The organism is Mesorhizobium sp. B1-1-7 (genome assembly GCF_006442705.1).
Classification (GTDB): Bacteria; Pseudomonadota; Alphaproteobacteria; order Rhizobiales; family Rhizobiaceae; genus Mesorhizobium; species Mesorhizobium opportunistum.
Map to the genome: position 1 here is coordinate 270,883 of NZ_VFWQ01000001.1, position 24,103 is coordinate 294,985.

The window sequence follows — 24,103 nt, forward strand, 5'->3', positions numbered from 1 at the left end:
CCATTCGGTGAGTTCATCTTGACAATCAGCATCAACCACCAATCGCCAAGAAGGTTTCGATGCGAACACAGACAGATCCGCCGCGCCCATGCTCATGGAGAGCTTATTTCCAAGCTGTTGAACCGGCTGTGCAGCGTTGTCGGTGTCTGGCGGAACAAGCTGTGGCCCCGAAGGTTGGGGGCACGCAGACAGGTTCCAACAGGCACGGGCATGGCGTTCGACAGAGAGGATGCGAAACTCGCGGCCGGACTGCTTGTCGCGGCATTGGCGGCACTGGCGGGATACAACGCCGTCCGCGCCAGACGGGCGATCGCCGCCCGGGCATACGGATGCGTGATGGAGATCGGTGGTCTGCGCCTGCATTTTATCGAAGCCGGATCCGGCATGCCGCTGCTTCTGCTGCATGGCAACGGATCGATGGCGGAGGATTTCAAATGGAGCGGCATCTTCGATGAGGCGGCAAAAACCTACCGGGTACTCGCATTCGACCGTCCCGGCTTTGGGAGAAGCTCACGGTCGCGCCGGCGCTGGTCCGCTGGCGACCAAGCCGACCTCATACATGCCGCCGTCAACAGGCTCGGTATAGAGAAATATCTCGTGCTTGGACATTCCTGGGGAGCTTGGATCGCCCTCGATCTGGCGCGCAGGCATTCGCCATCCGTCGCCGGCATCGTGCTGGTCTCAGGCTACTACTATCCGCCACCGCGGCTGGATCTTGCACTGGCCGCGCTGCCGGCATTGCCTGTGATCGGCACCGTGTTTCGTCACGCCTTGCTGCCGCTGCTGGTGAGGCATGCCTGGCCTTGGGCAATGGGGAAGATCTTTCAACCAGCGGCAATAGCGGGCGATTTCGCCGCACTCGCAAAAGATGTCGCCAGCCGGCCATCGCAACTGCGGGCGGTTTGTTTCGAGTCGGCGTCGATGCTGGGCGCGGCTCTGTCGAGGAAGGCCAGCTATAGGGACATTGCCGTGCCTACCGGCATCCTGGCGGGAGCCGGCGACCGCTTGTTCGACGCGGAACGGGATGCGCGACGCCTGCATGCGGAGATCTGTGGCTCTCTCCTTGAGGTCATTCCGGACACTGGCCATATGGTTCATCAGAGCGCCCCGCAGGCCGTGGTCGGCATGTTGCACGCGATTGCAGGACGGCACGCCATGTCCGAAAGGCCCCGTCGGCGGCGGCTCGAGCCGTGTGCCGAGGAGTTCGAGGCAGGTCCGGCCTCGCAGAGATTCCAGGCGGGCGACAAGTGATGCCGTTTGCACGAACCGTTCAAACGGGGTTCTCAACATGAGTGATCAAGCCGACATGCAGTCGGTACTGCACCAGAACATACAGGCTCTGGTCGAGCAGAGGCGACAACAGGAGGAGCACAGGTGCGCATTGTGCCATTTCGCGCTTCGCGGGAAGCATGACTTTCGTCTATCTGCATCTCGCAATTCTTGCCGCCTGGGTTGTTGCGAACCTTGGCGTGATACCAACCCTTCCAGCCTGGGACCCAACGTTTGTGATCCTGGCCATGGTCGCCTCTGTCGAGGCAATCTTCCTGTCGACCTTCGTGCTGATCAATCAGAACAGAATGGCCGAACACAGTGAGCGCCGAGCGGAGCTGGATCTACAGATCAGCCTTCTCAACGAACATGAAACCACTCGACTGATCGAGATGATGGCCGCCTTGACGGCGCGTCTGATTGTCCCGACCCCGGTCTCATTGGCTGAGCTTTCGGTCGAGTTCGTCCAGCAGTGACCGATGCTCGCTGGGCATGTCCGCATCAGTTGGCAAATCCAGCAATTGGCGCAACTGGCGACGACTGGCATCTGATGAAATCCACTGACGAATGAGACGGGCTATGACCTTCTGTTGTGCCTTGCCGATTTCTTCCATGTTATGCACCCGAACTTTGTCCGCGGCTCGAACTCGGCGGGTCTTCGATGGTTCCCCGGTCGGGTGCAGAACCGAGGCGAGTTGAACAACAGTCTGCAGGCGACACGGCTTACTGCGGCCCGATGGCCGACCTATCGAGGATGCCCAGCGGGTGCGGACACGTGGCAAAGACCGTGCGCCGTGGGGGTGGTGGGCTGATCACCTTGGCTGCATCAGAAAAGCTATTTCATCAATTTGACCTGAAGCGAGAGGCTCAGCCAGGTTGCGAATAGCAGCATCGGAACTGGGCGTCGGCAAAGTCGACGTGGGCCCCGAAGCCGTTGCGATCACCTTGCGTAAGAAGCCGATGGCGTCCCTATGGCGCAACAGGAAGGCGCTGGGCCTGGATACCGAAACGGCCGCTTGATTTTCAGGCGATCAGTCCAGGCCTCGGACGCCGATGCAGTCCGCCTGGCACTTGGCGCCGTGCGCGCCGCCCAGTCGGGTGACGTGATTTGCCCGAACCCGTGAGCATCGGCGATCTCATGGTCACGGGCACGCGCGACATTAACCCGCGCCCGTTCCGGCATGCTTGGAATCCGGCTGCAGTCAACTGCGCCTTGCGGCCACACCGCATATGGCGGATTCGCGCGGACTACCGGCTCCAGATCGTGTGGGAAGTTCGGCACCTCGACAGGCATTCAGCGGTCGGCTCCGCTCTCGTGAGTGACTGCCGGAAATATCTCGGCAACCTCGATCATGATGTCTTCACGAAACGAGGCGCGAATCCTCTTTTATGACCAAACTTGGTGCTGGGACCAATGTTCCCGCTCCACGCCCAACGTGCCGAAAGCCACTTGGGGCAGCGCAAGTTGCGCTCTGCGCGAATATGTCTGATCATGTGAAGTTGGGCAGGAGAATTGGATGGCGATAAGTCGGCTAAACGGCGCGCAGCCCTCTGTTCCTAGATTGAGGGACATCGACACCGCGGCCACGGCTCACCCGCGCACCGCTTTGCCCACCGTAGCGACCGTCGTGACAGTGGTCGCCGCGTTGTATTTCGGCCGCGAGGTATTCCTGCCGATCGCGATCGCGCTGCTGCTGACTTTCGCGCTTGCGCCGGTGGTTTCGGCGCTCAAACGGATTGGCATTCCCCGCCTTGCCGCCGTCATCTCCAGCGTGCTTGGTACCTTCGCAGCGCTCGCCTTCTTCTCCTTCATTGTCGTTACGCAAGTCGGGGAACTGGCGCAGAATGTTTCGCTTTACCAAACAAATATCCTGGCCAAGGTCAGGTCGCTCAAGGAAACCGGCGTCGGCGGCGGCATCATCGCCAGATTGACCGGGGTGATCGAGCGCGTCGGCCAGGAGATCAACAAGCAGGAGCCGGCCCAGCCAGCAGCCAGCCAGCCTCAACGCGAGCCGGTTCCCGTTGAGATCGTGTCACATGAAAGGCCGCTCGAGATCCTGCAAAATTTGATCGCCCCGCTTGTCAGTCCGCTGGCGTCGGCGGGGCTCATCATCGTCGTCGTCATTTTCATGCTGCTTGAGCGCGAGGATCTTCGCGATCGCTTCATACGGTTGGTCGGCTACGGCGATCTTCACAGAACCACCGAAGCGCTTCAGGACGCCGGCAAACGGCTCGGCCGCTATCTGCTCATGCAACTGGTCGTGAACATCTTGTATGCCGTCCCCATCTCGATCGGGCTGTGGATCCTTGGGATCCCCAATGCGCTGTTATGGGGTTTGCTCGCATTGGCGCTGCGATTCGTTCCCTATATCGGTCCTGTCATCGGTGCACTGCTGCCCTTGTTCCTTGCCCTGGCCGTGGCGCCCGGGTGGTCGCTCCTACTGTGGACAGCCGCGCTGTTCGTGATCATGGAAGTCATCACCGGCAATGTCATCGAACCTTGGCTCTACGGATCGCGCACAGGGCTTTCTCCCTTGGCCGTCATCGTGGCAGCGATTTTCTGGACCTGGCTCTGGGGACCTCTCGGTCTGGTCTTGTCTACTCCGCTCACGGTCTGCCTTGTCGTGCTGGGCAGGCATGTGACGCAGTTCGAGTTCCTCGACGTCCTGTTCGGTAACGAACCGGTGCTCGAGCCGCATGCCCGGCTGTATCAGCGCCTGCTGGCCGGCGATCCAGAAGAAGCCACGGACCACGCCGAGGAAATTCTCGAGGAACAATATCTGGTCGAGTTCTACGGCAAGGTCGCGGTTCCCGCCCTTCTGCTGGGCGAACAGGATCGGGTCAGGGGCGTGATGGATGATCACCAGCTGCGGCAGCTGGCTGCCAGCGCCCAGACCTTGGTAGCCAATCTTGACGACAGCGCTCACGAGGAAGCGGAGGAGGACGATCTCGCCCCGGGCGAGGCGTCCGGCTCGGAAAAGGAGAAGGCAATCGACGCGGAAGCCGGACAGGACGTAGAGCTCCCAGACGGCACAGGCCTGACCGTGCTTTGCGCCGGCGGGCGCGGCGAACTCGACGACGCGGCCGCCGCGATGCTGGCGCAGATCCTGCTGATCCAAGGCGCGGCGACGTCGAAGGCCAGTTTCGTAGATCTGCATCCGGCGGGCATTCGCCGGCTGGAGCTGGGAGGGCTCAACGCTGTCGTGATCGGGTTCCTGAACCGCAACTCCGTCAAACATGCACGTTTTATGGTGCGCCGCATAAAACGTATCAATCCAGCGATACGGGTGGGCGTGGTGTTCTGGGGAGGAAACGGCGAAGATCACGGCGAGACAGCCGGTAAAACGGGCAATGACATCAATGCCGATTTCATCGCGCTCGACATGGTCGCCGCGGTGACCGGAGCGCTATCGAGGGATCCTGCGGTGGCGCTGAAGGCCGTTGCCAAGCGGCGTGCTCGTCGCAGGCCGCCGGCACGCAAGAAAGACGCCCTAGTGCCGGCCAAATGAGCTGGAGGAGGGCGCTCCGGCCTGTCGGATTCAGGAAAATGGGCTTCGGTGACCGTGCCTTGGGAGGGTGCAGGTCGTTCAAGGCATCGTTCCGGCTTGATGGGCCGTCATGGCGGCCATGTTCTCGTTCAGGTGGGCCATGATCCAAACCGATCCCAGGACCACCAGCGCAACGATCAGCACGCCGAAGGCCAGGGCGAGAATGTTGTTGGTGTTGTCCGGCCCGGTGGTCAGGTGCAGAAAGAAGACGAGATGCACACCCATTTGAGCGACCGCGAGCACCACCAGGGCCGAGATCACCGCCGGCTGGTAAATCAGGTCGGTTTGAGCCGCCAGGAATGACGCGATCGTGAGCAGGATGGCCAGGCCGTAGCCGATCAGATAGCCCAACAGCCCTCCAGCCACTTCGTGCTCGGTTATGCGTTCCTCGCCCGGTGCGGAATCGCGGCGATCCTGCATCTCGCCGGGCCCGCTCTCGATGTCGGTCATGGCGATGCTCCCAACAGATAGACCAGGGTGAAGATGGCGACCCAGATGATGTCGAGTGCGTGCCAGAAAAGCCCGAAGCAGTGGAGCCGCCGCAAAATATCCGACCGAAAACCCTTGACCCACAGCTGCGCCATCATCGTGCCCAGCCAGAGCAGGCCGAGCCCGACATGGGTGCCGTGGCAGCCAACTAGGGCAAAGAAGGCTGATAGAAATGCGCTGCGCGAAGGCCCCGCCTGCTCGCCGATCATCGCCGCGAATTCCTGCACCTCTAGAAACAGGAAGGCTGCCCCGAGCAATCCGGTGACGAGCAGCCAAGCCTGCGTGGCAGCCATCGATCTGCGATCGGTCGCGAGCGTTGCCAGGCCACCGGTGAAGCTCGACGTGAGCAGAAGGCCCGTCTGCACCGCAACGCGGGTGGGCTCGAACAATTCCTTGCCGGTCGGTCCGCCGGCGGTCGCCTTGGCAAGCACGGCATACGCCGCGAAGAAGGCCGAGAATATGATGATGTCAGACAGCAGAAAGATCCAGAAGCCATATGCTACGGTGACGAATTTCGACGCCGGGCCGCCTTCTCCGTGGCCGGTCGCGGAGCGCACGCCGTACCGGCCGCCGTGACCAAGCCGATAGGGGTCTCGTGTCTGGGTGCCCGCGCCGAAGTCGCCGGGTAAAGCGTGATCGCTCATGTCGGGCGCTCCCTTCTGCGCAACCAGGCAAACTGCGCGGCCTTGCGGCCCTCGTCGATGCGCGCGACCTCTTCGGCGGGAATCTCATAATCCCCATGATCGCGCCAGGCGAAGACGACGAAGGTTGCGTAGGCGCCGATGAAGCCGACGATTGCCAGCCACCATATGTGCCAGATCAGCGCGAAGCCGATCAGCGTGCTGAAGAAGGCGGTGACGAAGCCTGTCGGGCTGTTGCGCGGCATCTCGATAGGCTCGTATGCTTCCTCCGCATCGGGCCTCTTCTCCTCCCTTGCTTGTTGCTTGATGCCCCAGTAGGGCTCTTCATCCTCGACGTAAGGCAGCCGCGCGTAGTTGAAGATGGGGGGAGGGGAGGATGTCGACCATTCCAGTGAACGCCCGTCCCATGGATCGCCTGTCTCGTCGCGAAGTTTATCGCGATGTCGGATCGAAACGGCCAGTTGCATGATCTGCAGTGCGGCGCCGGCGATCATCACCAGCACGCCGAACGCGGCCACCACCAGCCATGGCGCCCACAGATCCATATCGATATGTTGCAGGCGCCGCGTCATGCCGAGCAGACCGACGATATAGAGCGGCACGAAGACCAGCATGTAGCCGGCCAAGGTGACCCAGAATGCGGCCTTGCCCCAGCCTTCGTGCAAGCGGAAGCCGAACGCCTTGGGAAACCAGTAGGTGAAGCCGGCGAACGCGCCGAACAGCACGCCCGAAATGATGACATTGTGGAAATGCGCCACGAGGAAAAGGGAATTGTGCAGCACGAAATCGGCCGGTGGGACGGCAAGCAGAACGCCAGTCATGCCGCCGACGGTGAAGGTGGTCACGAAGGCCAGCGCCCAAAGCATCGGCGTGTCGAAGCGGATACGCCCGCCATACATGGTGAAGAGCCAGTTGTAGATCTTCACCCCGGTGCCGACGGCGATGACCGACGTGGCAATGCCGAAGGCGGCGTTGACGTCTGCTCCGGCGCCCATGGTGAAGAAGTGATGCAGCCAGACCATGAACGAGACGATGCAGATGAACATCGTGGCCGCGACCATCGAACGGTATCCGAACAGCGGCTTTGACGAGAATGTCGAGAAGACCTCGGAGAAGATGCCGAAGGCGGGAAGCACCAGAATGTAGACCTCGGGATGGCCCCAGGCCCAGATCAGGTTGACGAACATCATCTGATTTCCGCCGGCTTCGTTGGTGAAGAAATGGAAGCCGAGATAGCGGTCCAGCGTCAGCATCGCCAGCGTGGCGGTGAGGATCGGGAAGGCGGCGACGATGAGCAGGTTGGACGCGAGCGAGGTCCAGCAGAACATCGGCATTCGCAGGTAGCCCATACCAGGCGCACGCATCTTGAGGATGGTCGTCACCAGGTTGACGCCGGTAAGCAGCGTGCCGACGCCGGAGATCTGGATCGACCAAAGATAGTAATCGACACCGACGCCCGGCGAGTAGGTTGTCTCCGACAAGGGGGCATAGGGCAGCCAGCCGGTGCGCGCGAACTCACCGATGACAAGCGAGATGTTGACCAGCAGGGCTCCGGAAGCCGTCAGCCAGAAGCTGACGGAGTTGAGCGTCGGAAAGGCTACATCGCGTATGCCAAGCTGCAGCGGTACGGCGAAATTCATCAGGCCGATCATGAAAGGCATCGCCGCGAAGAAGATCATGATCGTGCCGTGCGCGGAGAAGATCTGGTCGTAATGCTCCGGCGGCAGGTAGCCCGGCCCGTGGATCGCCAGCACCTGTTGCGTGCGCATCATGATGGCATCGATGAAGCCACGCAGAAGCATGAGCATCGCCAGCACAATGTACATCACGCCGATGCGCTTGTGGTCGACCGAGCTTATCCACTCGTTCCACAGATAGGGCCAGTAGCCCTTCACCGTTATCCAGCCAAGCACGGCGGCCGCTGCCAGAAAGACGCCGAGAGCCGCGACGAGCGGGATGGGTTGATCGAAGGGAATGGCCAACCAGTCGAGCTTGCCCAGCATCGTCATTGCGCCCCTTCTGCCTGTGGATGATGCCCGGTCGCCGCCGCCGCCGCGGGCAATGCCTTTGGGCTCACCTGTGGCTCGCCGCCGGCTGCACTTTCAGCGGGCCCCGGACCCGGGGGCAATGTCTGCTGAGCGACGGCATCGAACAGCCCGGGCTGAACATGGCCGAACGTGGACGGCGCCACGTTGGTGCTTTGCCGGGCGAGCTCGCGATAGGCATTGGCGTTGAGCACGCCGCCGCCGCCGCGCAGCGACGACGCCCAGCGGGCGAAGGCATCGGCTGACACTGCGCTCACGCTGAAATTCATGTCCGAGAAGCCGTCGCCGCTGAAGTGCGCCGACTGGCCGTAAAAGCTGCCCTCGCGGTCGGCCTGCAGATGCAACTCGGTCTGCATGCCGTTCATGACGTAAACCATGCTGCCAAGCTGGGGCACGAAGAACGTGTTCATCACGCTGGCCGAGGTCAGCTTGAAATGCACTGGAACGCCGGCGGGGATGACCAATTGATTGACCGCGCCCACGCCCTGCTCGGGATAGAGGAATAGCCATTTCCAGTCGAGCGCCACCACCTGGATGTCAAGCGGCGGCTGCGCGGAAGGGATCGGCTTGCGCGGATCGAGCTGGTACGATCCGTAATAGATCAGCCCGCCAAGGAAAAAGATGGTGAGCGTCGGGATCGACCAGACGATCAACTCGATGCGCCCCGAATAGGTGAACTCCGGGTCATAGCGCGCGTTGCTGTTCGAGGCGCGGAATTTCCATGCGAAGGCCAGGAGCGCAACAAGCGTCGGGACAACGATCACCAGCATCACCGCCAGTGAGTTCAAGAGGATCGTGCGGTTGCCCGAGCCAATGGGTCCTTGCGGGTCGAGCACACCTCCCGCGCAGCCGGGGAAGAATGCGATTGCCGGGACCCAGAGCAGTTGCCGCCCCGGCTTGGGGCTGGATGGCAACAACACTGGCTCGCCCAGCAATCCTGGAGAGGACGCGTCCTTGGGGCGCGCGTTCTTCGCGCTTTCCATCTGACCTCTTCCCGTGATGCAACTTCAAGGCACGGCCGGGTGCCGCCCTCCGCCGGACGCCCTAACCGGCGCCTCCCGAGTTTGTTCCGCCGGTCCATGCCATTGGTGATCATGCCCGGCTTCGGCGCAAAAGTGGAGGTCAAGACCGGGTGGCGAAGACCGCTGGGGCTTTATTGTCGTTTCCTCGGCGAGACGCCCGCCGCACCGCTAACCCGTTTTCCCCGCCGGATAGACACCCTCCAAAACATCATTGAAATGGCGGCTGACGGCCTTGTTGCACTCGCACGCGAGCGAGCGCAGTCCTTCTGGATTGCGCACCGCAAGCCGAGATCGCCTGGTTTCGATACCGACAGCATCTTCCGTGCAAGCCGGATGCCGGCCCTTCGGTCCCAAAACGAGACACATCTAAGGCCAGTGTTGCCCCGGGGTTACAGCGCAATACCTGGTTTTAGTCTACAAGATCTTTGCGTAGGGGTTTCCTGGGCACGGTGGACCGTCTGGGAACTAGGGGCAGATATGAGGAAGGTAGCCCGTCGATTTCGGTCGACGGGTTTTCTTTTGGAAGATCGACCAGGGAATGCCGGTTCGAGTGTGCGGCTTCCTGCTTTCCCTCCCAACACGCCGCAATCAGAGTGTCCGGTGCTCCGAGACAGGCCTGCTCGACCCCGGGCGGCGGGCCATATCGGTGGAGTTGACCGTTGGCGGGTAAAGCCGCCGCCCGTTTCCTGCCTGGCTCAATTAAATGGCTGAATTTCAAACCGACCCATTACCAACCGGCGCATTGACGCGCGACCCTTTCGCTGCAAGGATATATTAACGATTTGTTTACCAGGCGCCAGTCACCGCTGGGAACTTGGGGGGAATTTGGAACCGTTTCTGGGTACGAACCGCCTCAATTGGGATGATCGGGCCGAACTGCATTCGACCGACACAACAGGCAGCTATCACATCGAAAATGTGCTGGCAGGCGGATCCAATCTTTATGAACTGGAGACGGAGGAGGTCGGTGATATTGTCGGCAAAGACATCGTCCATTTGCAATGTCATATTGGGCTCGACACGATCAGCTTGAAGAATCTCGGCGCGGGCAGCGTGACCGGTCTCGACTTTTCACCGACGGCGATCGCCGCTGCGCGGGATTTCGCTGCGAAGGCAGGCACTGAGGTGCGCTTCGTCGAGGCGCCACTGTTCGAGGCAGTTGAAGCACTCGGCCGGACCTTCGACGTCGTTTATGTTACCTGGGGCTCGGTAAACTGGCTGGACGACGTGTTCCGCTGGGCGCGGGTTGTTGCTGATCTCCTGCGACCCGGCGGCAGGCTCTATATGGCCGAGGGCCATCCGTTGATGTTTCAATGTGATCGCAAGGCCGCGGCGCTGGAGTTTAAGCACGATTGGCGAACGCCTACAGCTCTGCCGCTCACATGGAACGAGGAACGGACCTATACTGGCGACGACCGCATTTTGAAGCATTCTCGCTATTATGAGTGGATTCATCCGATCAGCGACGTGGTGAACGCGCTGATTTCAGCTGGGATGACGCTCGATTTTCTGAATGAGCATGACACGGTTTCTTGGCAGCACTTTTCATTCGCGGTGAGAGCCGGCAAGGATATGTACGGCTTACCCAACAACTCTCCCAAGATCCCAATGGCCTACTCCATTGGCGCGACTAAGCGAAGCGTCGGCAAGATACCATACCTTGTTGCTCCCAAAACGATTGCGGACCACTGTTAATCCAGTTTTGCACTGTCATCCCCTGGGCACGATCACCCGGACCCGGGGATCATCCCCGCCGACACGTTGCCTCATTGAGTGGCCGCTGGGTCCAATCGCCTCCGGCGACGTGCCAGAACGACCTCCGCGGTCGGACAGTGCAAAGTTTTCAGAACTGTGAAGTTCAAAATTAATTAATGAAAGCTAATGTTCTATCGGCGGATAGATCCGAGAATCTGAACAACACAGGGGAGTCTCACCCTATTGGCTCTTTTCGGCGCTAGGTTCGGCGGCATAAAGGATGCTGTTTTTTCCTCGGCAAACATCCCGGCCGCAATGGCGGTCTTGGTTATTGCGATTAGCGCAGCGTATGCGGACCACCAGAACAAAATCGTTTCGGACCAAACCGCTCGTGCGGATGTTCTGGTCAAGGTCAATCTGATCCGCGCCAAGCTAGAAGGGAACATCAACGGAAACCTTCAACTCGTGCATGGACTGGTCGCGACGGTCGTGACTGAACCCTATATGGGACAGCAACGCTTCGCCTCGCTCGCGAGCAACCTGTTTGGCGGCGACTCGCAATTGAACAATATTGCTGGCGCGCCCGATCTGGTCGTTTCCTTAATGTACCCTCTGAAGGGCAACGAGAAAGCGGTGGGCCTCGATTACCGAATGGACGATCGGCAGCGCAACGCCGCGCTGCGGGCACGAGACGAGCGCAAGTTGATTCTAGCCGGTCCGGTCGACCTGAAGCAGGGCGGCCAAGGCTTCATCGGCCGTTTTCCGGTTTTCGTGCCGAGCGCGGGCAATACTGAAAGATTCTGGGGCATCATTTCCGCCGTTGTCGACGTGCAGCGCCTTTACAGGGCGAGCGGCCTGTTTGACGATGATCTCGGGATTGACGTCGCGCTCATCGGTAAAGACGCCCTCGGCCCGCGTGGAGATCAATTCTTCGGCGATATCGGCGTCCGCAAAAGCAATCCAGTGACGGCCGAAGTTCTGCTCCCCTCAGGTTCCTGGCAAATAGCGGCCATCCCCAAAAGCGGCTGGCCTTCGACACCTAGCAACGCGTGGTTCTTGCGCGCGATCATGGCCGCGGCCGGGGCGCTGGTTGTGATCCCATTCTTGGTCACCAGTCGTCTGATTGGCGAGAGGCAGCGCAATTATGCGGAACTGCGTCGATTGTCGAGACGCCTCGAACTCGCTCTGGAGGCGTCGGCTATTGGCGTTTGGGAACACGATCTCGCGACCAATGATCTGTCCTGGGACGACCGCGTCAACGAAATATACGGCAAACCCAGCGATGGAGGACCTCGCGGCTACTCGGATTGGGCGGGGGCAATTCACCCCCAGGATTTAGCCGGCGCCAACGCAGATTTCGACCGTGCCGTGGCCAGCCGCGGAACATATTCGTCGGAGTACCGGATTATTCGTTCGGACGGCGAGATTCGTCATGTCCGAGCCAAGGCGACGATATACCAGGCTCCAAACGAGACGGCCAAAATGATTGGTGCGGAATGGGATGTAACAGCCGACGTTTTGCTGAATACCGATCTGGTTCGCGCAAAACAGCTGTCTGAGTCGAAAAATGCGGAACTCGGGGCAGCCAAGGCGCGCATAGAGCATATTGCGCTTCACGATTCGCTGACCGGTCTGCCCAACCGTCGTTACCTCGACCAGATGTTGGAGGAGTACACAGCAAATGCAAAGCGTGATGGGTGCTATGCGGCCCTGCTTCACATCGACTTGGACCGGTTCAAGCACATCAACGATACTCTTGGCCATGCCGCGGGTGACGCGATGTTGGTACACGCATCTGCCGTCCTCCGATCCAAGGTCGAGAATGGGGGATTCGTCGCTCGGATCGGAGGAGACGAATTCGTCGTCCTGTGCACGGTGAATGACGATATCAAGCAACTAGCGCTGCTGGCTGACCGCATCATCAGTCAGATGGGCGAACCCGTCTACTACCGCGGTCACCGATGCCGTTTTGGTGTCAGCGTGGGAATTGCAGTCGACAACCGAAAAGACGCCGAAGCCAAGCACCTGCTGATGAACGCCGACATCGCGCTTTACCGAGCAAAAAGTCGTGGGCGCAATCGACACGAATTCTTCACTGAGGCGATGCAAAGCGAAATCGTCGACACAAAGCGGATTGCCGATGAGCTGCTTGGCGGCCTCGAGCGTAACGAGTTCATAGCCTTCTACCAGCCCCAATTTAGCGCAAAAACGCTCGAAATTGTCGGAGTCGAGGCCCTTGCGCGATGGAGACACCCAAAGGAGGGTATTTTAGCGCCGGATGTCTTTCTAAAGATTGCAGAAGAACTAAATGTCGTGTCGACGATCGATCGAACCATACTGAACCAAGCGCTTTCAGCTTTCCAAGGCTGGTCTGCTGCGGGTCTTCATATACCGCGCGTATCGGTCAACGTTTCGGCACGGCGGCTTCAGGACGAAGAACTCATAAAGAGCTTGAGAGAACTAAATATCAAGAAGGGAACAGTTTCGTTCGAGCTTGTTGAATCCATTTTCCTTGATGAAAACGACGATTTGGTGACTTGGAATGTCGACCAGATCAAGCAACTGGGCATTGATATAGAGATAGATGATTTTGGCACCGGCTATGCCTCCATAGTCAGCCTGCTCAAGCTACAGCCTCGCCGACTGAAGATAGATCGGCAGCTGGTCATCCCAATTGTCGAATCGCCGCAACGAAGGCAGGTTGTCTCGTCGATCATCGAAATTGGCAAGTCCTTGGGTATCGAGGTTATAGCGGAAGGCGTCGAGACGATGGAGCACGCACGCGTGCTCAAGGGGTTGGGCTGCGATATACTGCAGGGTTATGCCTTTGGGCAGGCATTGGATTCCGACCGCCTGAAGGTCTTGGTTCGCTCTCGGCGTCTGCGTGCGGCCAGCTGAGTGATAGCTGCTGCGTTTGCTGCCTGCCTGCTTCGCATATACTGGAACCGCGGACGTTGACGCTAGCGCCTTCGCCTATACATCGTGTCAGAAGGCAATATCTCGCTCCCCGCAATCTGGATCTACAAGGACGTGACAACATGACGGCTCTGGGCGAAAACGGTCGTACCGGCTACCTGCTTGGCGGAACGGCAGCTGTCCGGTCCAGATCGCCCAAGGCCGCCAGTCTGCTCACGGCCAAGCGGTCATTCAACAGTTCTACAATTCGTGATTGACTGGGGTTCTTGGAAGTTTTTCGAAATTTCTGGGTGGCGCCTCAGTCCGAATTGCGGTTGTTTTTGAACAAAGTAGGACACTAGATTCGGTTTTAGGATAGCTTTGAAGGCATCGACTTCTTGCACATACGCCAGATTGCGTGTCAGCACGATGTCCCACGCGTGCTACCTTTGAACGGCAGCTTTGAGCCACAAGGAGACCGTCCTCGCTTGGGTTGCAATGTTACACTCGTGCATATCTGACGCAAAACGATCGGACGGCGGAATGCACGCCTCGATCTCCGACAGCGCGGAACGACCTCAACCGTGCAGCGTAGGCCGATAGATGAGCTCTTGGGTAAGGCCGTCAAACGTCCGGCTCTCGATCAGTTCCAGGTCAAAGTCGGCTCCGACGACAAGCGACTAATCGTTCCTCGCGGCGCCTACGTGTGCGACCTGCCCAGGACACTGAGCTACACATGGTCGGCGGCTCCGGCAAGCAATGCGACCTATGGTTTCGCGCTGACTCCATTTCCGAGTGGAGATGCGACTGTCTTTTCCAATTGTTTGGCCCTAAGTGTTTCGAAATCCCATCGGTTCTACAGGCGGCTTCCCAGGAAGCCCAAGTCTGTTTCGATGATTGTGTACGTAGTCCTCGGCAAGAGCCTGCGTCGCGAACACTTCGACCGTTGACTCGCCACTCTCAACGACACGGACGATCCACCGGTTCTCGACGTGTTTAACCAACACCTCGTTTGGTTCTCCAGCCACCATCCCCGTTCTCGGTGTTTGCGCGACGCGAGATGCTTCGCGTTTTTATTCAGAGAAGAACATCCATACTTGAGCAGCGTCAATCTAATATTTTGTGATTGCAGATCCAAATCAAATTGATGACATGGGACGAAGCGCCCCTTTCTTAGTTGGCGGTTATCCCCACGTTAAACCCGTTGTTACGAGGCGCCACCCACCTACAGGCGGCAGCACCGGTCCTGTAGTTATCTACCCACCGAATGCCGAGTTCACTAGGCCTCACTCACAACAGATGCGTCCACGGCAGCCATTGGCGCTTCCAACGTCCAAGTAATGCCATGCGAGCCATACTCAAGATCGGCCTTCCCGCCGACAGCCTCAGGCGCCACCCGCTTCAGCACCACGGTTCCGAAGCCGCCCTGACCGATGGCCTGGACCTTCGGCCCATCGGTTTCGGCCCAGGCGAGCTTGAAGAGCTTCGAATCTCCCGAACCGGTCGTATGCCATTGGACGGAAATCGTGCCCCTGTCCCCCGAAAGCACGCCGTACTTGGCTGAGTTGGTCGCGAGTTCGTGAAAGGCAATGCCGAAATACTGGACGGCGTTGGGGCTCAGCACGATCGATGGTCCCGACATGGAAATCCGCCCCTCATTCCCGAACGGTTTGGCTTGCGACAGCAGCAGTTCGAAAAGGGTCACGCCTCTCCAATCGCCAGCGACAAGCAGATCGTGCGAGCGTGACAGGGCCATGATCCGCTCGCGAACCTGCCGTTCGAACACCGCAGGGTTCTCGGCGCGCTTGTTGGTTTCCCTGATCATCGAAAGGATGACGGAATACTGGTTTTTGACCCGGTGGTTGACCTCGCGCATCAGCATGCGGATCCGCTGCTCGTTCTCTTTTGCCGATGTGATGTCCCTGGCAATCTTCGATGCGCCGATGATCTGCCCGGTTGCGCTGCGCACGGGCGATACCGTCAGCGAGACCGGAACCAGACTGCCATCCTTGCGCTGACGGACCGTCTCGTATGTGTCGACGACTTCCCCACGGCGGATGCGTTCGAGGATGCGGGGTTCCTCGTCCTGGTGGTCATCCGGGATCAGCATCGTCACCGAACGGCCGATCGCTTCCTCGGCGGTGTAGCCGAACAGCCGTTCTGCGCCGCGATTCCAGCTCTTGATGATGGTGTTCAGGTCCTTGCTCACGATGGCATCGAACGAGGATTCCACGATCGCCGACAAATGGTGCCTGGCCTCCTCGGCATTCTGGCGGTCGGTGAGGTCAAACAGCATGTTGACGGCACCGATCAGCTTGCCCGTCTCATCGCGGAGTGGCGTCGGATATGGCTGAAATGGGAAGAAAGATCCGTCAGGGCGCTGCGCTATCGCCTGCTGGCCACGCACAGGGCGGTTTTCCTTCAGCGCGATCGCCATGGGGCACTCATCGTGAGGAAGGTCCTTGCCGTCCGGTGTGAACAGCTTGAACGTCACGCACCACTTGTCCTTGCCGATCTCGGGCTCGCGGCCCGCCATTTCGGCGGCGGCTCGGTTGTAGTAGGTGATGACCCCATCCGGGTCAGTCGTGTAGATGGCGACAGGGAGACTGTCGAGGACCTGGTGATAGGTGCTGTCCTGCCGCTTGAGCTCCGTGCGGGTGCGTTCCAGGTCGGTTACATCGACAGTGAAACAGCGTGTGTTGATTAGCTTGCCGTCGCGGAAATGCCCGCTGGAAGAAATTTCAACGTGCTTGATCGATCCGTCGTGGGCTCTCAATCGCGCCGGATATCTGGCGATCTTCTCGCCACGGGAGAGGCGGTCCAAAATGTCCTCGATCACTTCCCGGTCGGGATAGAACTCCGCGACGTGGCGACCGATATAGTCCTGCGCCGGAAACCCGAGAAGGTCGAGCTCGGCCTGGTTGGCATGAAGAACGACACCATCCGCACTTACCAGATGGAGCGCAACGGCGCCATTTTCGAAGAAATCCTGGTAGTCGAAGTTCCGATTATCCTCACAAGGCATGTCCGGGTTCTTGAACGCGACAACATTCGCCTGCGGCACTTCATTCATCCCAAAACCCCTTTCTGCTCAACCGGCTGTAACGCGGGTGTCGCCAATTTGTTCCTGTAGCTCGTCCCTCGCGGGACGCTCCTCTTGATTGAGCTTGTGGAGGCATGCAAATCTGAGCTCGGACGGAAACCACCGTGCCTCACATGGACAAACCTCTCGTCCTGGTCGTCGACGACGAAGCCTTGATTGCCGCGGAGATGGAGACTGCTCTTTCCGAGTCGGGCTTCACGTAGCTTTGGGATCGTCGTGTGCACAGGCAGAGCGTTTGCTCGCGAACCACATGCCCGCGCGATCCTGGATCGGCTTGGTATGCCCAAGCAGGTCGTGAGGAACTTTACAGAATGGCCTGCGGACCTGACTGTGAAAAGATATGCAGGGCGAAAGCGGTTGTTCGGCCGTGTCGGGCGATCGCTTTCGATACCGCCTCGATCGCACCATGACGCCCTTGAGGGGGTGGAAAGCGTTCATCTGGCGGACTAGATTTCCCCACATGCTGGAGCCGCTGGGATCGGATCTTTGGTTTGCGGATGGCGGAGTCGTATCGTTCAAAGGCTTCGACTATCCAACACGCATGGTCGTCGTGCGTCTTGCCGACGGCGGACTGTGGCTATGGTCGCCAGTCGAAAGAACGGCAGCAATTGAGGCCGAGATTCGGTCCCTGGGTCCTGTTCGGCATATCGTCAGCCCCAACAAGCTGCACTATCTGTTTCTGGAGGACTGGCAGGCCGCATTCCCGGATGCGAATGTGTGGGCGACGGCGACGACACTCGCAAAGTGCAGGCAGCTCCGCTTTTGCGGGGTACTGGCCGACAATCCGCCCGCCGAATGGAACGGGCAGGTCGACCAATTCTACTTCACCAATTCGCCATTCATGGACGAACTGATCTTCTTTCACCGCGCGTCGCGGACCGCCATCATCGCCGACCTCTCTCAGACCTTCAGCGCGACGTTCTTGAAACACCATTGGCCTTGGTGGATGCGAGCAATCGCAAGAGTTTCCAAAATGATCGAAGGGTGGGGTTATCCCCCGATCGACTATCGGGTCAGTTTCCGCAACCGCTCAACAGCGCGCCCAAAGATTCGTGAGCTGATCGGAAAGCACCCCGAGCACGTCGTCGTGGCGCACGGTGAGGTTGTCAGGACGGGTGGCGAAGCATTTTTGCGGCGGGCGTTTTCATGGTTGCTCCATTAGCCCCAACGTCAGAGCGGACAGTCGCCGAACGGCCTTTATCTGCTGATCTGTGCGCGAGACGAGATAGTTCGCTCTGAGGTTCGAAAGTTCTGCAATTGCGACTGAAAGGTTCCTGAACGCTTTGGAACCTTGGCCTGGCTTCAGCCGGGCTTGCGCAAGAACGCCAGGCGACGACGCTGATCTGCCGCGCCAACTATCCCGGGATGAATGCGTTGATTGGCTATTTGGCCGACGAGTGCTGTGCCGACGCGAAATGTGCGCCCGCGGCCAGCAAAGCCATGGCCTGATTTTTTTTACCTGCGTAATTCGAAGATACTGGAAGGATCGAAAAATGGACGCAATCGCAGATCTACCGGTGGCAGTCATCGGCGCCGGTCCGGTCGGCTTGGCCGCGGCAGCCCAACTGATCCGCCGCGGGCTGAAGGTGAAGGTTTACGAGGCCGGCTCGCATGCCGGTTCGAACCTTTTGGACTGGGGGCACGTGCGGGTCTTCACGCCCTGGCGCTATTGCGTCGATGCCGTCGCCCGGCAGCTGCTCGAAAGCCATGGGTGGAGAATGCCCGAGCCCGAGGCATTCCCCACTGCCGGTGAGATCGTCGCCCAATACATCAGCCCGCTCGCGCAACTTCCGGAACTGGCCCCGTCCATCGAAACAAATGCTCGCGTCGTCGCGGTGTCCCGATGGGGTGCGGACAAGGTTGTCAGCAAAGAGCGTGCAACTAAGCCCTTTATGCTGATGGTCGAAACTGCCGGCGGCCGGCGCGGGGATGCGGCCAGCGCTGTAATCGACGCCTCGGGCACATGGCAAACACCCAACCCGCTTGGCGCCGGAGGCCTATCCGCCGAAGGCGAAAACGAGTTCGGCGACCGGATCGCCTACGGCATACCTGATGTACTCGGCCGGGACCGCCATCTCTACGCGGGGCGTACGACTCTCGTGGTGGGGGCCGGTCATTCCGCAGCCAACGCATTGCTGGAACTGACCAAGCTGTCAGAAAGCGCCCCGGGCACTTCAGCAATCTGGACGACGCGCAGCACTGACCTAGTCCGCATCTACGGTGGTGGCGATGCCGACGCGTTGCCGGCACGTGGCGAACTCGGCTCCGAAGTGAGGGAGCTTGCCGAAAGCGGTCGCGTCCAACTTGTCACGGGCTTTGCCACGACAGCAATCCGGGAGGTTGACGGCCGCCTGCTCGTGGAAGGGCAAACAAAAGACGGTATTCAAACCATCGGTCCCGTCGACAGGATTATCGCGGCCACCGGCCAGCGCCCGGAAATTGCCTTGACCCGCGAGCTGCGGCTCGACCTCGATCCATGGCTTGAAAGCGTGAAGGCCCTCGGTCCTCTCATCGATCCCAATGAGCACTCTTGTGGGGACGTCCCGCCGCATGGCCACCGCGAGCCCAGCCACCCCGAACCGGGGTTCTATACCGTCGGCATAAAGAGCTACGGTCGCGCTCCGACATTCCTGCTGTTGACGGGCTACGAGCAGGCCCGCTCCGTCGCGGCGGCGATCGCCGGTGACATGGCGGCCGCCGATGCCGTTCAACTGGTTCTGCCGGAGACGGGAGTTTGCACGGTGCCGGCATCCTTTTTCGGCTCGTCAGCCGAAGGCTGTTGCGGTGGCCCGGCGCCAGCGGCGGTTGATGCCTGCTGTGTTGCGGATGTCCAGGCCAAGGAGAGTGGCAAGTCTGGCTGCGGCTGCAGCGCCGCGGCATGACCTCTTCGCCTCAGCCGACCACCACCGTGCGCAGCCGGCGCACGATCATCACCACGCTTGGCGTCACACAGATCATGGCGTGGGGATCATCGTACTATCTCCCCGCGGTCATTGCGCCGGCAGTCGCTGCGGATACCGGCTGGCCTCTGGCCTGGGTCGTCGGAGGCCTGTCTCTTGGATTGCTCACGGCGGGAGTCATCTCGCCGCATGTCGGTTCCTCGATCGAACGACACGGCGGCCGAAACGTCTTGGCATTCAGCGCGGGATGCATCGGCCTTGGCCAGATCGGACTTGCGGTCGCGCCCAATTTGGCCGCGTACATCGGGGCCTGGCTGGTGATCGGCCTCGGCATGGGGGCAGGGCTTTACGACGCCGCGTTTGGGACGCTTGGCCGGCTCTACGGTCATGGGGCGCGGTCCGCCATCACGACGCTCACCCTGTTCGGTGGCTTTGCGAGCACAGTGTGCTGGCCGATCTCGGCGTTTCTGCTGGGCGAGATTGGTTGGCGCGGCGCCTGTCTGGTTTACGCCGCCGTTCAGCTTTTCATTGCTTTGCCGCTCTACCTCGTGATCCTGCCTCGCGGCGTGCCTCAACCGTCTGCCCAAGCCGGACCGAACGCGGTAGCGACGCCGGCTCTGCCAATCGGCCGCCATCTCACGATCATGGTTGTCCTGGCCGCGACTCTTACGCTTGCCGCCGTCATCTCCTCGACCTTGTCGGTGCATTTTCTAACGATCCTGCAAAAGAGCGGCAAGACTCTCACTGCGGCCGTGGCGCTTGGGGCGCTCGTCGGTCCCTCCCAGGTCGCTGCACGCACAATCGAGATGATGATCGCGCGCTTTCATCACCCGATCTGGACCAAGTTCGCGTCGGTGGCCTTCGTCGCAATCGGGGTCTCGGCGCTCTGGGTCGGCATGCCGATCGTGCCGTTGGCGCTCGCGTTCTACGGGGCGGGCATCGGGTTGGAGTCCATTGCTCGCGGTACGCTACCGCTCGCCTTGTTCGGCTCTAACGGATACGCCCAACTGATGGGCCGCCTTGCCATGCCCAGCCTGATCGCCCAGGCAGCAGCACCGTCCATTGGCGCATTGCTGCTGCAACGCTTTGGCGCCTACGGCACACTGGCCACGCTCACCGGCCTGGCACTGATCAACGTCGGCTTGGCATGCGCAATGGGCTGGCTGGTTTTCAGTCGGCGTGGCTTTCAAATTCAGCCGCAATAGCCTCGGTTGTTTACGAGCCATGTGCTGGACCGACAAGCTCGCGTTCCATGGCGGGTAGCGGCGGATAGGGCCGGATATAAATCGGATGATGGATGGGGCAGATACATAAATAAAATCAGCTATTTACGAGTCGCTGTGTGCAAAAATCGCACACGGAAGTTCTGCTTCTCTTCTTTTTTCGTTCCCGCGACGGAGCCGCCGACAGCCCTATTTTGACGCTCTTTTGCCGACAACATTGACCGTCCCATTGCGGACCTTCGCTGCGATATCCGTGCCTCTTGTTGTCCGATACGGCGTCCAATTTCCCTCGGGTTCCTGGAAGCTTTTCGAATTTCTGTCCGATGCGTCCGGCCGAACTGTGCTCTCTTGCGCACACCGCAGAAGTTGCGCGCCTTTGAAGGTAAGTGATTATTTTGTTATCGACCCCACCGATGGACCGGTGGCTCGCTTGCTCGCCATATACTTGCCGGCTTGGCACCGGGTAGCGGCCTGGCGTGAGTCAACGTGGTTGGCGCTAGGGCACATCCGGGTGCCTCTAGTCACGATGGCGTGGAGGTGAAGGCTGGGTGAAGGGATGTCCCGCTCACTCAGTCCGGGTTGTCAACGCCACTCGCCACGTTCCAATTGTCCCAAGGTGGGTTCTCGCCGAAACGGTCGGCTAGAAGCGTCACGAAACTCTGTACTTTGGCGGAAAGATGCCTTCGTGATGGGTACACCGCGTATATCGACCGCCCTACCGGCTTGAACAGTGGCATCACTATCTCCAACCAGCCCGAACGGACGGCTTCGCCAAGAAGGAATGTAGGACCAAGTACTATGCCTGCTCCACTCAGCGCCGCATCGCGCAGGAGCTGCCCGTTCGTCGCCGTCATGCGTGCGCTGACCTTCACCGCTACTTCACCCTCCGGCCCGTCGAACCGCCATTTTCCGCGGCCAGCGCGCAACGCGTAGTCCAGGCAGTCATGGTCCTGGAGATCTGACGGTTTGGTGGGACGTCCGCGTCTGTCTATATATTCGGGCGAAGCGCAGATGACCTCCCAGGAGGGGGCGATCCGGCGAGCGATAAGGTTGGAATCCGTGAGTGGAGCGATGCGTACCGCGACGTCCAGTCCCTCTTCCACGATATCAACGACGCGGTCGTCCAACACCAGCTCAACCGACACCTCCGGATAGGCCGCAAGGTATTCCGCAACGACTTTACCCAGGTACAGCGCTCCGAAGGAGATCGGCGCGCTGACGCGCAGTGAGCCGGTCGGACGTGCATGGCTCTCAGCTGCGCTCGTACGAACATCCTCGACATCCTCCAGGATGCGCAGACTGCGTTCGTAGACCGACGCGCCGACCTCGGTCAGGCTGATGCGCCGGGTCGTCCGATTGAGAAGGCGTGCGCCAAGCCACTCCTCCAGCAAATGGACATGCTTGCTCACGGCCGCTGGAGATAGTCGCATTCGCTTTGCCGCTCCAGCGAAACTGCCTTCGCTGACGACATTGGCAAACACGGTCATGCTGGTCAGATGGTCCAACTGCGATCACCTCTTTCATTTACGCTTCGTAAATTCACCATCCATGTTTGCCTCAATTATCAATTCGCAATGCACAGATTATTTCACAGGAAACGCGGATCAATTCGCCGATCCGTCTCCCTAACGTTGCCCGGGAAACGCTGGCGTCGAGTGCTTTCGCGCGGGCTGGAGGTGATCATGTCTGTGACCAAAGCAGTCCTTCAGGAGGAACGGGGAGCCACTGTGCGCATGTGGCTCAGCGTGCTCACTGTTTCGATGGGTATTTTTTCGATGATCACCGCGGAGCAACTGCCTGTAGGGCTGATCCCGGCAATTTCTTCTGAGTTGAATGTCTCTGTTGGGAGTGGCGGTCTCACGGTAACGATACCGGGTGTAATCGCCGCTTTCGCTTCTATCGGTTTGCCGTTGGCGGTGGGCAGGCTTGACCGGCGTATTCTGATGGCCGGCCTGCTCGCGGTGATGGCCGCGGCGAGCGTGATTTCAGCACTCGCGCCAAGCTTTCCCGTGCTGCTCGCGTCCAGGCTGCTCGTCGGGATCACCATCGGTGGCTTTTGGGCGATCGCTGGAAGTATCGCGGTCCGCCTCGTCCCTGGACCGTCCGTGCCGCGTGCCCTGACGATCGTCTTCGGCGGTGTCAGTGCCGCTGCGGTGCTGGGTGTGCCTGCCGGTGCGATCATTGGCCATGTAGTCGGCTGGCGCGGCGCGTTCTGGTCTCTCGCCGCCCTGAGCTTTGCCATTCTGCTCGCCGCACTGCTCGTGCTTCCGAAGCTCGAGGCGGCGGAGCCCGTGGAGATTAAAGCCCTGCGTGCACAGTTGCATAATCCTGCCCTCACGGCGGGTGTGGTTGCGACCGCGCTGCTGGTGGCTGCCCACTACGGTGCCTACACCTTCGTGAGCCCAGTTTTGCTGGACGTCGCGGGCGTCAGCGCAAGGAGCGTCGGTTGGCTCCTGTTGGGGTATGGTATTCTGGGAATGATTGGCAACGCCGTCGCAGGCTTCTGGGCCGCAAAATCCGTGGGTCGCACATTGGCCTGTATCGTGATTGGGCTCGGGGCCACGCTTGCTCTCTTCCCGTTGCTCGGCGTCACACCGCTCACGGGAACCATCCTGCTGCTGGTGTGGGGCTTCGCGTATGGTGCGGCTCCCGTCACGCTGCAGACGTGGGTGTTAGGTGCAGCATCAGAAAGCCCGGAAGCTGCGACGGCCATCTACTGCTTCGTTTTCAATCTTGCGATCTCCGTGGGTACCCTCGCGAGCAGTCAGATCGTCGATACTATGGGCGTGAACAGGGTCCTCTGGATCGATGCGGCCATCATCCTGCTGGTGCTGTTCCCCGTTTGCCGCGCACCCATCCGGAACATCGGAAACTCGTAACAGCAGGACATCCTGAGTACCGCCCGTCTGTGTTCGCTTGAAGTGGACCTTCGTTTCCTCAGCCTCTGAAGTCAGGGGCGCAACATCAGACGCTCGTTTCGCAGTGGCGCACAAATTGGCGGTGATCATGCAGGCGCTCTGGAGCACCGCCACGTTAGCGCGATTGTGTCGCCTTCAATTAGGATGCAGCCATGGTGGATAGCTAGTTACTGGCCACAGGCTAGTATGACGGCGAGGCCCTCAAGCGCCTCCACGTCTGACCCATAGGAATGCGCGTGAGCGGGGTATCGCTCCTGCTGCTGGCGGTAGAAGTGCAGCCATTTCGGCAAGTCGGCAATCGAGAAGGTCCCTCGCCATTTGTCTTTCTCGATCGTGAAAGTGCCTGCCTCCGAAT

At 60.0% G+C, this 24,103-nt stretch carries 16 protein-coding genes and 1 pseudogene; 10 read left to right on the top strand and 7 right to left on the bottom strand.

Going from position 1 to position 24,103, the window contains the following annotated elements:
• Nucleotides 1–18: 18 nt before the first annotated feature.
• Nucleotides 19–1,251, top strand: a complete 1,233-nt coding sequence (locus FJ978_RS01325) for an alpha/beta hydrolase (protein ID WP_246678017.1) — start codon at nucleotides 19–21, stop codon at nucleotides 1,249–1,251.
• A gap of 158 nt (nucleotides 1,252–1,409) precedes the next feature.
• The gene (locus tag FJ978_RS01330) at nucleotides 1,410–1,745 is read left to right on the top strand and encodes a DUF1003 domain-containing protein (protein WP_224729887.1); all 336 of its coding nucleotides are present in this window, start codon (nucleotides 1,410–1,412) and stop codon (nucleotides 1,743–1,745) included.
• Here the strand turns inward: FJ978_RS01330 and FJ978_RS32665 are convergent.
• Entirely contained in the window at nucleotides 1,707–1,883 is a 177-nt protein-coding gene (locus FJ978_RS32665; RefSeq protein WP_167313568.1) for a hypothetical protein, read from the bottom strand. The two genes, FJ978_RS01330 and FJ978_RS32665, sit on opposite strands and share 39 nt — an antisense overlap.
• 903 nt (nucleotides 1,884–2,786) lie before the next feature.
• Between FJ978_RS32665 and FJ978_RS01335 the strand changes: the two genes are divergently transcribed.
• The gene (locus FJ978_RS01335; protein WP_013895479.1) at nucleotides 2,787–4,778 is read left to right on the top strand and encodes an AI-2E family transporter; all 1,992 of its coding nucleotides are present in this window, start codon (nucleotides 2,787–2,789) and stop codon (nucleotides 4,776–4,778) included.
• Between the two features lie 78 nt (nucleotides 4,779–4,856).
• On the opposite strand, the gene cyoD is transcribed toward FJ978_RS01335, so the two are convergent.
• The 4 genes from cyoD to cyoA are packed head-to-tail and all read right to left on the bottom strand — an operon-like array spanning nucleotide 4,857 to nucleotide 8,975.
• Nucleotides 4,857–5,267 carry a cytochrome o ubiquinol oxidase subunit IV gene (gene cyoD / locus FJ978_RS01340; protein ID WP_140569551.1) on the bottom strand — a complete coding sequence of 137 codons (411 nt, stop codon included), beginning with the start codon at nucleotides 5,265–5,267 and terminating at the stop codon, nucleotides 4,857–4,859.
• Nucleotides 5,264–5,950, bottom strand: coding sequence for a cytochrome (ubi)quinol oxidase subunit III (locus FJ978_RS01345; protein WP_140569552.1), 687 nt, complete (start codon nucleotides 5,948–5,950; stop codon nucleotides 5,264–5,266). Before FJ978_RS01345 ends, cyoD begins: the two co-directional genes overlap by 4 nt.
• Nucleotides 5,947–7,950: a cytochrome o ubiquinol oxidase subunit I gene (gene cyoB / locus FJ978_RS01350; RefSeq protein ID WP_181176679.1), complete on the bottom strand. Its 2,004-nt coding sequence runs from the start codon at nucleotides 7,948–7,950 to the stop codon at nucleotides 5,947–5,949. The genes FJ978_RS01345 and cyoB overlap by 4 nt, the downstream gene beginning before the upstream one ends.
• A gap of 2 nt (nucleotides 7,951–7,952) precedes the next feature.
• On the bottom strand, nucleotides 7,953–8,975 hold the full coding sequence (gene cyoA, locus FJ978_RS01355) for a ubiquinol oxidase subunit II (protein WP_140569555.1): 1,023 nt from the start codon (nucleotides 8,973–8,975) through the stop codon (nucleotides 7,953–7,955).
• Between the two features lie 864 nt (nucleotides 8,976–9,839).
• On the opposite strand from cyoA, the gene FJ978_RS01365 reads away from it, so the two are divergent.
• Nucleotides 9,840–10,709: a class I SAM-dependent methyltransferase gene (locus tag FJ978_RS01365; protein ID WP_013895484.1), complete on the top strand. Its 870-nt coding sequence runs from the start codon at nucleotides 9,840–9,842 to the stop codon at nucleotides 10,707–10,709.
• Between the two features lie 315 nt (nucleotides 10,710–11,024).
• Nucleotides 11,025–13,607 (top strand): EAL domain-containing protein, encoded by a 2,583-nt coding sequence (locus FJ978_RS01370; RefSeq protein ID WP_140569890.1) that lies wholly within the window; start codon nucleotides 11,025–11,027, stop codon nucleotides 13,605–13,607.
• 1,276 nt (nucleotides 13,608–14,883) lie between these two features.
• On the opposite strand, the gene FJ978_RS01385 is transcribed toward FJ978_RS01370, so the two are convergent.
• On the bottom strand, nucleotides 14,884–16,677 hold the full coding sequence (locus tag FJ978_RS01385; protein ID WP_140569558.1) for a PAS domain S-box protein: 1,794 nt from the start codon (nucleotides 16,675–16,677) through the stop codon (nucleotides 14,884–14,886).
• Between the two features lie 490 nt (nucleotides 16,678–17,167).
• On the opposite strand from FJ978_RS01385, the gene FJ978_RS01390 reads away from it, so the two are divergent.
• From FJ978_RS01390 to FJ978_RS01405, 4 genes and pseudogenes are all read left to right on the top strand, one after another.
• The gene (locus FJ978_RS01390; RefSeq protein ID WP_140569560.1) at nucleotides 17,168–17,869 is read left to right on the top strand and encodes a DUF4336 domain-containing protein; all 702 of its coding nucleotides are present in this window, start codon (nucleotides 17,168–17,170) and stop codon (nucleotides 17,867–17,869) included.
• A gap of 149 nt (nucleotides 17,870–18,018) precedes the next feature.
• Nucleotides 18,019–18,156 (top strand): annotated as a pseudogene (locus FJ978_RS33035) (transcriptional regulator); the annotation flags it as partial.
• Nucleotides 18,157–18,200: 44 nt separating this feature from the next.
• A complete protein-coding gene (locus tag FJ978_RS01400; RefSeq protein ID WP_140569561.1) occupies nucleotides 18,201–19,589 on the top strand; it encodes an NAD(P)-binding domain-containing protein in 1,389 nt (462 codons plus the stop codon).
• Nucleotides 19,586–20,812, top strand: a complete 1,227-nt coding sequence (locus FJ978_RS01405) for an MFS transporter (protein WP_140569563.1) — start codon at nucleotides 19,586–19,588, stop codon at nucleotides 20,810–20,812. Before FJ978_RS01400 ends, FJ978_RS01405 begins: the two co-directional genes overlap by 4 nt.
• Before the next feature lie 587 nt (nucleotides 20,813–21,399).
• On the opposite strand, the gene FJ978_RS01410 is transcribed toward FJ978_RS01405, so the two are convergent.
• Nucleotides 21,400–22,335: a LysR family transcriptional regulator gene (locus FJ978_RS01410; RefSeq protein ID WP_013895409.1), complete on the bottom strand. Its 936-nt coding sequence runs from the start codon at nucleotides 22,333–22,335 to the stop codon at nucleotides 21,400–21,402.
• 177 nt (nucleotides 22,336–22,512) lie between these two features.
• On the opposite strand from FJ978_RS01410, the gene FJ978_RS01415 reads away from it, so the two are divergent.
• Nucleotides 22,513–23,709, top strand: coding sequence for an MFS transporter (locus FJ978_RS01415; protein WP_013895410.1), 1,197 nt, complete (start codon nucleotides 22,513–22,515; stop codon nucleotides 23,707–23,709).
• Nucleotides 23,710–24,103 lie beyond the last annotated feature (394 nt).

Coding starts and splice junctions, on each gene's coding strand:
- FJ978_RS01370 (WP_140569890.1), top strand. CDS start 11,025: ATGGCGGTCTTGGTTATTGCGATTAGCGCAGCGTATGCGGACCACCAG.
- FJ978_RS01390 (WP_140569560.1), top strand. CDS start 17,168: ATGCTGGAGCCGCTGGGATCGGATCTTTGGTTTGCGGATGGCGGAGTC.
- FJ978_RS01385 (WP_140569558.1), bottom strand. CDS start 16,677: ATGAATGAAGTGCCGCAGGCGAATGTTGTCGCGTTCAAGAACCCGGAC.
- FJ978_RS01400 (WP_140569561.1), top strand. CDS start 18,201: ATGGACGCAATCGCAGATCTACCGGTGGCAGTCATCGGCGCCGGTCCG.
- cyoD (WP_140569551.1), bottom strand. CDS start 5,267: ATGACCGACATCGAGAGCGGGCCCGGCGAGATGCAGGATCGCCGCGAT.
- FJ978_RS01335 (WP_013895479.1), top strand. CDS start 2,787: ATGGCGATAAGTCGGCTAAACGGCGCGCAGCCCTCTGTTCCTAGATTG.
- FJ978_RS01345 (WP_140569552.1), bottom strand. CDS start 5,950: ATGAGCGATCACGCTTTACCCGGCGACTTCGGCGCGGGCACCCAGACA.
- cyoA (WP_140569555.1), bottom strand. CDS start 8,975: ATGGAAAGCGCGAAGAACGCGCGCCCCAAGGACGCGTCCTCTCCAGGA.
- FJ978_RS01405 (WP_140569563.1), top strand. CDS start 19,586: ATGACCTCTTCGCCTCAGCCGACCACCACCGTGCGCAGCCGGCGCACG.
- FJ978_RS32665 (WP_167313568.1), bottom strand. CDS start 1,883: ATGGAAGAAATCGGCAAGGCACAACAGAAGGTCATAGCCCGTCTCATT.
- FJ978_RS01330 (WP_224729887.1), top strand. CDS start 1,410: ATGACTTTCGTCTATCTGCATCTCGCAATTCTTGCCGCCTGGGTTGTT.
- FJ978_RS01415 (WP_013895410.1), top strand. CDS start 22,513: ATGTCTGTGACCAAAGCAGTCCTTCAGGAGGAACGGGGAGCCACTGTG.
- cyoB (WP_181176679.1), bottom strand. CDS start 7,950: ATGCTGGGCAAGCTCGACTGGTTGGCCATTCCCTTCGATCAACCCATC.